The sequence below is a fragment of the Streptococcus sp. C300 genome (assembly GCF_000187645.1).
Classification (GTDB): domain Bacteria; phylum Bacillota; class Bacilli; order Lactobacillales; family Streptococcaceae; genus Streptococcus; species Streptococcus oralis_CQ.
The window spans coordinates 135700-146573 of the sequence record NZ_GL732468.1; the positions used below are offsets into that span (position 1 = coordinate 135700).

Below are 10874 nucleotides of genomic sequence, written 5' to 3' on the forward strand. Positions count from 1 at the left end.
TTTTTGCCACTTGTTGAGAGGGGCTCCACTGTTGGTAGAGTGAGAGGATTGATGGCTGCTTTCTTGCTTTCAATCTGGGAAGCATCTAGCATTGTTCCTCTTTCTTCAAAGGATTCCTTGCTGACGACCTCATCCTTGACTAAGGTGACATTGTAGACTCTGTTGGCCTTGCTGCTGAATGTGTCCTTCACCCTCATTCCATTATAGTGGTAACCGGTAATGGCATTTCCGTTGGTTACATTGACATCACTGAGAACATTGGTCAATCTTCCAGCATGCTGTTCCTCATTAGTTTTTCGATCCCACAAATAGCCTGCTACTCCCGCGACTCTACCAAAGTGCTTGGCATTGTTAATATCGCCTTCAGCATAGCTATCTTGGATTTGTGCATCCTGATCTACTAGACCTGCAAGACCACCCACTGTCTGATCTGAACTATTTGTGTTGGACGAAATGGCTACTGTCGCTTTTGACTTAGTAAGTAAAGCCTTGTCACCTGTCAAATGACCAACCAAACCACCGATATTGTAGGCAGCAGTCGTTTCATAAGTGTTGATAATTCTTCCCTTGAAACTGCTCTCTGTGATGCTTGATTGCTCAGCCTTAGCTAGCAAACCACCGATACCACGTTCACCAGCGAGAACACCATCGACGTGAACTTGCTGAATCTTTGTGTTATTCTGGGCTTCATAGGCCAGTGAACCAATATCATCTTTCCCTGAAATGGAGATATTTTTCAGACTCAATTTTTCTACTCTAGCGCCGCTCAAGGTTTCAAACAGAGGCTTTTTCAAGTTGTAAATAGCATACTGCTTGCCATCTTTTTCACCGATTAACTGACCAGTAAAGATACCCTTGATGTAGGACTTTTCATCAGGACCCAACTCCACTTCGTTGGCGTTTAAGCTAGCTGCTAAATGATAGGTTCCAGAGAGATTCTGGTTGATAGCTTTGACCAGGTTGCTAAAGGAAGTAAAGGTTGTTGTTTCCTCTCTAGCCCTCTTAGCTAGGTAGAAGGTGAAATTATCAACATATTTATTTTCTAGCTCTTGCTGGAGTTTCTCAGCCTTGGCTGTGATTTTATAAACTGGCTGACCATCTTTCGTTTCTGCCGTTATTGAAGTGACTGGTAGATAGACATCTTTAAACGACGAAGATTTAACCTTGACAAAGTAAGTGTCTGGATTACTTGGGACACCGTCTAAAGAAACGTGTTGTTTGTAAGTACCATTGGTCTGACTATACAACTCCAGATCCGAAACATTTCTTAATTCAAGTGTTTTTTCTGGATCTTTTTCTTTTGGTTTTTCTGTCGGAGCTTCCGGTTTTACTTGCTCGGTATTGCCAGTATATTCTGGAAGAGGAGCGACTTGTTCCGGTTCAACGATGGCTCCTGCTTGAGTGCCTGTATATTCTGGTAAGGAAGGTTGAGTCTCAGGTTCCACAATCGCACCTGATTGAGTATCTGTATATTCTGGTTTTTCGCTTGTCTCAGGGGCTACAAGCGTTCCCGCTTGAGTGCCTGTATACTCTTGTGTTGGTGGTACCTTTTCAGGCTCTACGATTGCTCCAGACTGCTCACCTATATAGGCTGGTTTGTCAGTCGTTTCTGGTTCCACCAAAGCCCCAGACTGGACACCCCCAACCTCTGGCTCAACTTTTTCCGGTTCAACGATGGCACCAGCTTGAGTTCCCTGATACTCAGGTAGTGGAGCGACTTGCTCGGGTTCAACGACTGCTCCTGCTTGGGTGCCTGTATATTCTGGTCTTTCAGCTGTTTCTGGGGCTACAACCGCTCCCGCTTGCTCGCCTGTATATTCTGGTAATGGAGCCTGCGTCTCAGGCTCTCCTTTTCTTGCAGACTGAGGTGCTTCACTCGCAGCTACTGCCTTCTTAGTCCCTTTCTCTACTATACGTGGCAAGGCTTCTTCTACTTTAGTTGATAGAACTTCCCTAGAAATTTCTTGGTTTTCAACCGTGAAAATGCGAACAAGCTCAATCTTCTTCCCAGCACGACCTTCTTGTTTGACACGAATGGTTCCCTCTGTTAGTTCTGAATTTTCTTGAACCACTTCTGAAAAGCCTAGTTTGGTTACAATTTCTTGGTCCTTGTATAGGAGTTCTGGTTTATTCACGCGACCAGCCAAGACTTCATCCTGAGGATCCACACTAACAAGACCAGACGGTTTTAGATCGGATGAATCTTGAGAAGGGATTGGCTTGTCAGCAGGGCTTGTTGGAGATGGATTTTTCTGCTCAATTCCTACCTTTTGCCCACCTACATTGGTCTGAAAATGAGGTTGAACCGTGTAGTCAAGTTTCTGATCTCTAGCAGCAGTTTCTTGCAGACTAGAGTCCTTTTCTTGCTTAATATAGCCTAGGTAAGTATAACCTGATAAGGCACGTGGCAAAGGCAGACTATCTCCTTGGGATAATTGGTATTCCTGATTGTACTGGAACAAAAGTTGATTTTCAATAGCCTGAACTGAAGAAGCCAAACCACTGCCCATCCCTGTTATCAAGACAACTTTCAAGAGAGCTTTCTTTTTGCCTTTCTTTTTCGATACGACAAAAATAAGGAAACCAATCGAAGCCAGGGCTCCACCAGTTAAAACACTAATAAGGCTATTCTGTCCACCTGTATTGGGCAACTGACCTAGCTGGGCTTTCTCATCCATACGGTAGACTAGATAATAGGTGCTCTCACTATCTTCCGCAATTTTAGGAATGTCCTTGACAATCAAGTCTTTTTCTTGCCCACTCAGTTCCGTATCCGTCACATATTTGTAGTGAACAGATACATTTTCTTGAGCAAATACAGTTCCACTGCTCGCAATGGACACAAAAAATAGGCTTGAAATCGAAGCTGATACAAGACCAATTGCTAATTTTCGTAAGGAGAAACGATGCTGCTTCTCTCCAAAAAACTTTTTCATTCTAAATCCTCTCAACTTTTACCTTCTATCAAGAAAATAACTAGCATTATATTTTGATATAGGTATTTTACATCCATCATTATACTATAAAAATACTTCCTTGTCTCCAATAAATGCTCTAGATTTCACGAATGTCAAAGCTTATTTATCCTATAAAATTTATCTGTCGTTGATGACAAAAAAAGAAGGCTAATCGCCTTCTCTTATTTGAAAATAATACTAACAAAAGTCATTATTCTTGAATCTCGAATTTTTTCAAAAGTCCAAAGTAGAGGGATCCACCAATGATTGTCAGAATTCCTCCTACCCATCCCAAGAATGGGATCAATCCAACAGAACCACCCACGATAAACAAAACAGACGGTGCTGGCGTCACACGCTCATCGTCCTTGTAATAGACAATAGACACAATTCCTAAAACCAAGACAGCAATTTTCACCAATGAAAAAATAATTATAAAAATCCTCAATATACTATCTGTTGCATCAGGGTCTTCCGTCACTGCAGCAACCCCGACAGCTATCATAAACATAACAAGAGGCGCCAACAGTAAAACAATACCTGCGATAAGACCAAAAATCGCATTTACGCGAGCAAGTGTATTTGTTTTCATCTGAATCTCCTTAAAAATTTTTCAGCTATCATTTTATCATATTTTCATGAAAAATAAAAGAAATTTCAAAATGAGGATACTAGATGGTGAATGATTTTAAATTTCTAAACAGACATTTCGAGCAAGAAATATATCATGTATCAATTTGTTTGTAAATTCATTCGTTTTTAGTAGTAAGCTAGTAATTTTCATAGAAAAAAGAAGATCACTTGGATCTTCTTTTTTCGTGTCTGTTTTTGCAAGAGACTTATCTTTCAAAGATAGACTGTCTGAAGTCGTCTGTAGCACGTAGATAAGCATTGAAAATACGATACTTGAGTTGGGCGACACTGCTCTTAGAGCTGTCTGATAAGGCACGATCAATGTTCTTAGCTGAGGCATCCGCTAGTACTGCTAAGTACATATAATCTTGCAATTCCTCATAAGAAGAAATCGTAATTTGTCGTTTGCTATCTAGTTTTCCTGCTTCAAACTCGATGGTGATTGGGCGAAGGAAGTTTTGAGCCTTGTTGTATCGCTCATTCAACATGGCTTTCTTCAAATCCTTCCAGGATTCATACTGGCTACCATAGAGATTTTTGAAAACCAAATCATCTCCAACTACTCCGACATCTCCTCTGTTCCAGATTGAGTAGGTCTTATGACCTTCTTTAAGCGCTTGGCCAGCATATTGGCCAGAGACATATGGGACGAATCCTTGCTGGTAACCCTTGTCTCCTAGCAATTCGTAGGCTCTACGGCGGAACATAAGCCCACCAGGTGCACCAGTTGGATTGTCCAGAGCTGCATAGAAGGAAGCAAACATATTGATGATATAGTAGCCATTTCGTCCAAAGCTAGCCCTATCCCAACCGTCCCGACGTCCAATGATATTATGATCAACCAGAGCATCGACAGATTTTAGTTTGGCTGCTTCTTCGGCAGTTATAGGGACAATTCGATCATCAGCGTGGGCTTGTTTACCATAAGAAGTTTTTTCAAAGTTATAATTTTCAGCCTTACGGTACCATTTCATTTTCTGTTGATCAGTTAGAATACCAGTAACAATATCCCCTTCAACATAATCCAGAAGATTTAGCACATCAAAAACTCCATGCATATAGTCGCGAAGAGCATCTGCTGAGGAGAATCGAGCAACAGGATCATAGGTATGGTAACGTGTGGTCGAATCTTTATCTCCCTGATAGAAGCTATTAAGCACGAGACCTTTTTCGCTAACATTGGTTACAGACTCTAACATTCCTGTAGCGAAGCTCTCCGGTCCTTCACCCTCACGACGACCATGCCCTTCAAAATAGATAGAACCATCCGAGTTGTGGGTCATTTCATGGGTATAGACCATGGTCCCAGAAGCTCCCAGCATCTGGTCATAGACATAGAAGACTTCATAACCATTGGCAAAGGCTCCTAGTCCATTGTCTCCGTGATACTTGCCAGCAGGACCAAAGAAATTGTACATAGCAACAGAGGTCTTATCATTACGCGGAGCCCAATATTGCTGGCCTTTATCATTATAAAGAAAGAAACCGTCTGTAACAATCACCCGTCTGAATAGAGTGTCTTTCCTGTTTGGACTTAGAATGTTGTACCACATGTCATAGTGGTTTCGTTGCCATTCAGCTGATTGATCCACAAGTTTTTCAACGTGTCGATGGAGTTCCTCTCCTGAGAGAACTCTGCCACCTTCTTTCCTGTAGCCTCCAAAGCTACCAAAGGCAATGGTCGACATATTGCTGATGATATAGACATCTCTTTCAGGTAAGGTCAGAAGCTGGAGAACCATTTGCTTGAAGCCCCAATCTCCCTGAGTCAGTCTGTCGTAGACCTTGATTGTATACTTACTCTTACGATCTGCATTGTCTTGCTTGGCCTGAATTTCTGGCAGACTTGAACGAGCTTCTACGATATAAGCCTTAGTATTTTCCTTGAACCATTCACTGTTGGTTTTGTGTGGCAAGAAGAGTTCACGCAGACTTTCTAAGTAAGCAAAGAGGTCTCCTTTGCCTTTTTCCTTGGCTAGGGATTGTCGGTAAGCATTGAAGTTGTTTTGCGCTCGAAGATTGCCCATTCCAGAGTTCCCGAGAGCGATGATAGTATCCAGTGTCGAAGCTGCTTGATTACCAAAGAAATCAAACTTATAGGCATTAAGGTCCTTGGTGTTGAACGTTCCATAGTTGACATTATACCAGCGGTTGAGATAGGTCAGACCAAGCATGAAGGCTTCTTTGTTCTGCAGAATCTTTTGGCTAATCGCATCCGCTACGGCAGGGCCTAGGGTGTTAATCGACTTGTCAACTGAAAGCACCTTGAGGAGCTCCTGACCTAGTTCAGCCTTGGTTTGTTCAAAGGCTTTTTCTAGATAAAGATCATCTAAGGAAGCTGTTTCACCAATTCCAAGGACCTTTCGAACTGCAGTTGAGTCATAGGTCACAGCTTTGAGTTCTTCCAAGACACTCGCTTTAATGGACTGGTAGTCAGATAGGAAGGCTTCTGGCGTATAGAGCAAATTCTTATCAGCGATGCTATATTCTGCAATCTGGCCATTGGCAAAATCACCCTTGTAGGTCAGATCAAGATAAGCGATGGTCTTATCTGCATAATGCAGCATCAGTCTATTGATTTCACCCTTATGGCTGTTGACATCTGTTATCAGTGTCTCATCTTTCATCGGAACCACATCTAGCAGTGCTTCTTTGTTGAGTTTATCATCTTCAGCTAATTGGTTGGCTGTATGAACGATGAAGTCTTTGTTGTAGAATGGTAATAGTTTTTCTACATTTTCGTAGGCTTGCTTTCTGGACTCTTGGGCTCCCCTCACTCGACTATAGTCTGTTTGATGCTGGTAAGCTTGCTGCAATGGCTCCTGGTCCGTCAAGTTTGAAGTGATTCCAAAGGACTGACGTTTGGCTTGCGCATCGGCCTCTGAAATAGAACGGACAAAACGTTCATCTTTTCGATTTGCTGTAGTTCCTTCAAGAACATAAGAGTCCCGAACAGAAGCCTCAGGATAGGGATCTCCTGTCATCGCATGACCATTTTGAACCTTGACACTGGTCAAGATATTTCGGACCTGTCCATTGTTCCAAGTAGACCCGATCGCTCCACCGACTTGGCCAGAATGGCCTGCATTTTGGATAGAACCAGTCACATAAGAAGTTTCTAATCTAGCTCCATTTTGCAAGCGACCAATCAAGCCTCCAACACGCTGGTCTCCATTTCGACCCGTTACTTGGATAGATACATCCGCCTGACTCTTCTGCGCCAGTGATTGGTTGCCGTGGAAATTACCGACCAGGCCACCAATATTGTACTCCTGCCCCCCATCTTGGGTGCTGGTGATGGACCCTTTAAAGGCAACATTGGTTAGTTTTGCGTTTTGGGCAACTCCTACGAGTCCACCAATATGTTTGTTCCCAGATAGACTACCACTTACAGAAACATCCGTTATCGTTGCATTCTGAGCATTGCTAGCCAAGGTCCCTATAGAATCCTTGCCTGTAACCGCAGCCGATTTCAAGGTCAGTTGCTGGATGGTGGCATTTTTCAAGGTTGCAAAGAGCGGTTTTGCCAAGTTGTAGATGGTATAATCTTTGCCATCCACTCGGCTAGTTAGGCTACCTGAAAATTCTTCTGGAACATAGCTTGTCGCAGACTGTTCCAACTGAATCTCATCTGCTGAAACATCCGCTCCTAGTTTGAAGTTTCCAGTCGGGTTTGACTTCATAGCCTCTATGAGGGCTTTGAAGGACGTATAGACACCTTCTTGGCTAAGAGGCGTTTTCGGCAGTTCAAAAGAGTAATCTGGACGATAATGGTCCCCTTCTCCCTCGACGAGCTGATTAGCTGATACCGTTACGGAGTAGGCATTCCCCTTGTCTGTAATCTTAGAAACAGGTAAGAGCATGTCCTTGAACTTATCTGACTGAATGCGGACATAGTAGTTGTCCAAATCAGACGGCACTTCCGACAGAGATAGGTAACGTCGGTAGTGACTACCATCTTTACCGTACAGTTCGATGCGGTCGATGTCTTTAATTTCAACCTTCTTATAATCTAGCTGAACTGGACGTTGATCCTCTATACTAGTTTGTTCCCCTTGACCCAGGTCATATTTCATGACAGTTTTGAGAGTATAAGGAGTATAGTAGTCCAAGTCATTAAGTGTCAATTTTTGAGTGAGGTCCACAAGGTCGACTTCCTTAATTAACATTTCACCCTTGTATAGCTGCACTTTGGCTGATTGATAGCTAGCTGTAGCATCCGTCAAGTGATAGCTAAGAGAAACTTGGCGTTGATCTTCTTCCTTCTCGACACGGACTAGAGAGAGGGTTGGTTTTCTCTTGACACCATCCAGAGCTTGACGAGCTGCCTCGAGATCCGTCCGAACTTGATCGACCAAGGCTTGATTGGCGAAAGGATTGTCCAAAACGAGCTTGGCCTGATCTAGAGCACGACGATAGCGGAGTTTGGTTTGTTCATCAGCATACTGGTAAGCAACTGTAGACTGAGTCACATCCTTCATGTCAAATTCAACTCCAAGAGTTTTCTTATCAACAGGTTGACCGTCTAGATTATTCTTAGCAGTTTCAAGGGCATTTTTCAAGGAATCAACCTGTTCTTGACTGGCATGAGATGCCTCAAAGAGAGCTTGGGCATTTGCGACTGCCTGTTTATAAGACTCTTGATCTGCAGTGGTATCATTGAAATACTGATGCGTTTTCTGGATGCTATCGGCCTCTTCCACTAATTGGTGCAAGGGTTCAAGGTCGAGAGTTCCTTTTTCTGGTTCCACAGGAGCGTGATCCGCATTTGTAGAAATTGGTTTTGTACCGACTTTGATAATCTGAGGAACTGCTTCTTTTGTGATAGTGTTAGAGATTTCCTCTGTATTTTCGACTTTTCCATCTACTAAATACTGACGGGTGACAATCGTACGAATACCCTCTTGACCAGCTTGGCTAACTTCCCTTTGCCCCAATGGCAGGTCTGCACTTTCCACTTCCTTGGTTGGATAGGGTTCGGCCACTGTTGTGGTAACGTCCTTTTCTTCAACGTTTAAGCTTGGAACTTCATTTACAGGAGCGTCTGTTGGTTTCTCGCTAACAGGAGCAGTTCCAAACGTTACGATCTCTGAGACCGCCGGAGTCGTCACTTCGTTGGAGAGTTCCTGGCTTTTCTCTACTTTTCCATCTACCATGTACTGACGGGTGACGATAGTACGCACTCCATCTTGACCAGCTTGGGTTATCTTGGTCTGGCCAACTGGTAAACTATCACTCTCTACTCGTTCTCGAGTGTAGGGTTCTGCTACCGTCGTAGTAACATCCTTTTCTTCAACCTCTAGACTTGGAACTTCATTTACAGGAGCATCTGTTGGTTTCTCGCTAACAGGGCCTGTTCCAACTGTTACGATTTCTGATACTGCAGGAGTTGTCACTTCATTAGAGATTTCCTGGCTTCTCTCTACTTTTCCATCTACCATGTACTGACGGGTGACGATTGTACGCACACCATCTTGACCAGCTTGGGTTATCTTGGTCTGGCCAACTGGCAAGCTATCACTCTCTACTCGTTCTCGAGTATAGGGTTCTGCTACCGTCGTGGTAACATCTTTTTCTTCAACGTTTAAGCTTGGAACTTCATTTACAGGAGCGTCTGTTGGTTTTTCACTAACGGACTCCCCTGGGCTTGGTTTTGTAGGAGAAGGGACCTTGCTTCCGACTTTTCTAATCTCAGAAGTCGGCTCAGTCGTTACCTGATTGGAAACCTCCTCTGTATGGATCACCTGACCATTTAAAATGTAGCTGCGGGTAACGATGGTACGACTACCATTTTTCCCTGCCTGAATCACCTCAGTTTGACCTTGCGGCAAATCAGCTGCCTCTACTTCCTCTACTTGGAAAGGAATAATCTCTGTACGACTCGTTTCTTTACTATCAACCTTTAACTCTGGTTGTTCAAAGACAGGAGCTTCACTTGGTTTCTGAGCACGATACTCTTCCTGCGCTTGACTTCCGTTTGAAGTTTGAACTGGAGTATCAATAGGAGCCGAATGATTCAACTCTTTCTTGCCATCAACTGGAGAGTTTACTTCTTTTTGAGATTTCAAATACCCTACATATTGGTAGCCTTCAATCGTAAGTGGGGATTGCAATGTTTCCCCGATCTGTACAGTCAATTCCTGATTATAGTCTGCCAGCATTTGATTTGTCAAAGCCAAGGAAGTTGGCGCGATCAGCTGACTTCCTAGACTGGTTAAGAGCAGAAAAGAAGCTAGTTTCTTGCGATCATCTCTGCCCAGTTTAATCGCTACGACCAGTAGCACTATACCTGCCCCCGCTGCAATTGAGCTAATGAGTTGGCTATGACCAGTTGCAGGCAACTGTCTCGTCGGACGATAAATCAAATAGTAAGTATCATCTGTTTCCTCAGCAAGCTGTGGCAATTCTTTGACTACCAATTGCTTCTCTTGGTCCGTGAGCTCACTCTCTGTCACGTACTTATAGTGGATCTGTTTTGTGACGGATGGCGTCTGTTCACTGGCTGCTACATTTGCAAGAGAACCTCCTCCACTAGAAAGGTAGAAAACGCCTACCAGAGCAGAAACCAAACCAACCGAAACTTTTCTCAATGAAAAACGTTGGTGCTTTTCTCCTAAATAATTTCTTTTCATTCCTAATCTTTCCTCCATCATGATTTGAATCCCCTCTATTCTACCGAAATTTACTAGATTATTCAATTTATTTGCTATAAATAATAGCCGCAAAAAACTGCTAATCTTTTCAGTTCATTTGCGCTTTAAAAATCCTTATCTTATCAGGTCTTGAATGCACAAACAAGATCAGGGAGAATCACAGAAAAAATTCCTAGGTAGCCTTAAACCTAGGAATTTTTCAAATTATGTGACTATTAGTCCGTCTCGCTCCGTAAGGTGCGAGACAAATAAACCACCCGCTATGCGGGTGCGCGACGAAGGTTATACCAAAAAAACTCCAAACGCGATACAATAAAGGTGTTCAAGCCAATTGTAAAGCGAAAGGAGAAAAATATGGCACAAAAGGCACATAGTTTATCACACACAAAGTGGATGTGTAAATATCACATTGTGTTCACCCCTAAGTATAGACGAAAAATCATTTATAATCAATATCGAAGTAGTTTGGGAGAAATATTCCACCGTTTATGTAGTTATAAAGGTGTTGAAATTATCGAGGGTCACTTAATGCCTGATCATGTACATATGTTAGTCAGTATTCCACCAAGGATAAGTGTTTCAAGTTTCATGGGTTATTTAAAAGGCAAAAGTGCACTCATGATGTTTGATA

The 10874-nt window shown here is 42.9% G+C and carries 4 protein-coding genes; 1 reads left to right on the forward strand and 3 read right to left on the reverse strand.

What is annotated here, in order from left to right:
* From HMPREF0849_RS06995 to HMPREF0849_RS07005, 3 genes are all read right to left on the reverse strand, one after another.
* On the reverse strand, positions 1–2936 hold a 2936-nt coding region (locus HMPREF0849_RS06995; protein ID WP_009013683.1), incomplete at its 3' end, for a ZmpA/ZmpB/ZmpC family metallo-endopeptidase-related protein.
* 232 nt (positions 2937–3168) lie between these two features.
* Complete coding sequence (locus HMPREF0849_RS07000; protein ID WP_000856372.1) at positions 3169–3549, reverse strand: hypothetical protein; 381 nt, start codon at positions 3547–3549, stop codon at positions 3169–3171.
* Between the two features lie 247 nt (positions 3550–3796).
* Positions 3797–10243: a ZmpA/ZmpB/ZmpC family metallo-endopeptidase gene (locus tag HMPREF0849_RS07005; RefSeq protein ID WP_009013684.1), complete on the reverse strand. Its 6447-nt coding sequence runs from the start codon at positions 10241–10243 to the stop codon at positions 3797–3799.
* A 354-nt stretch (positions 10244–10597) separates the two neighbouring features.
* Here HMPREF0849_RS07005 and tnpA point away from each other — a divergent pair.
* A partial coding sequence (gene tnpA, locus HMPREF0849_RS07010) for an IS200/IS605 family transposase (RefSeq protein WP_000057434.1) occupies positions 10598–10874 on the forward strand: 277 nt, incomplete at its 3' end.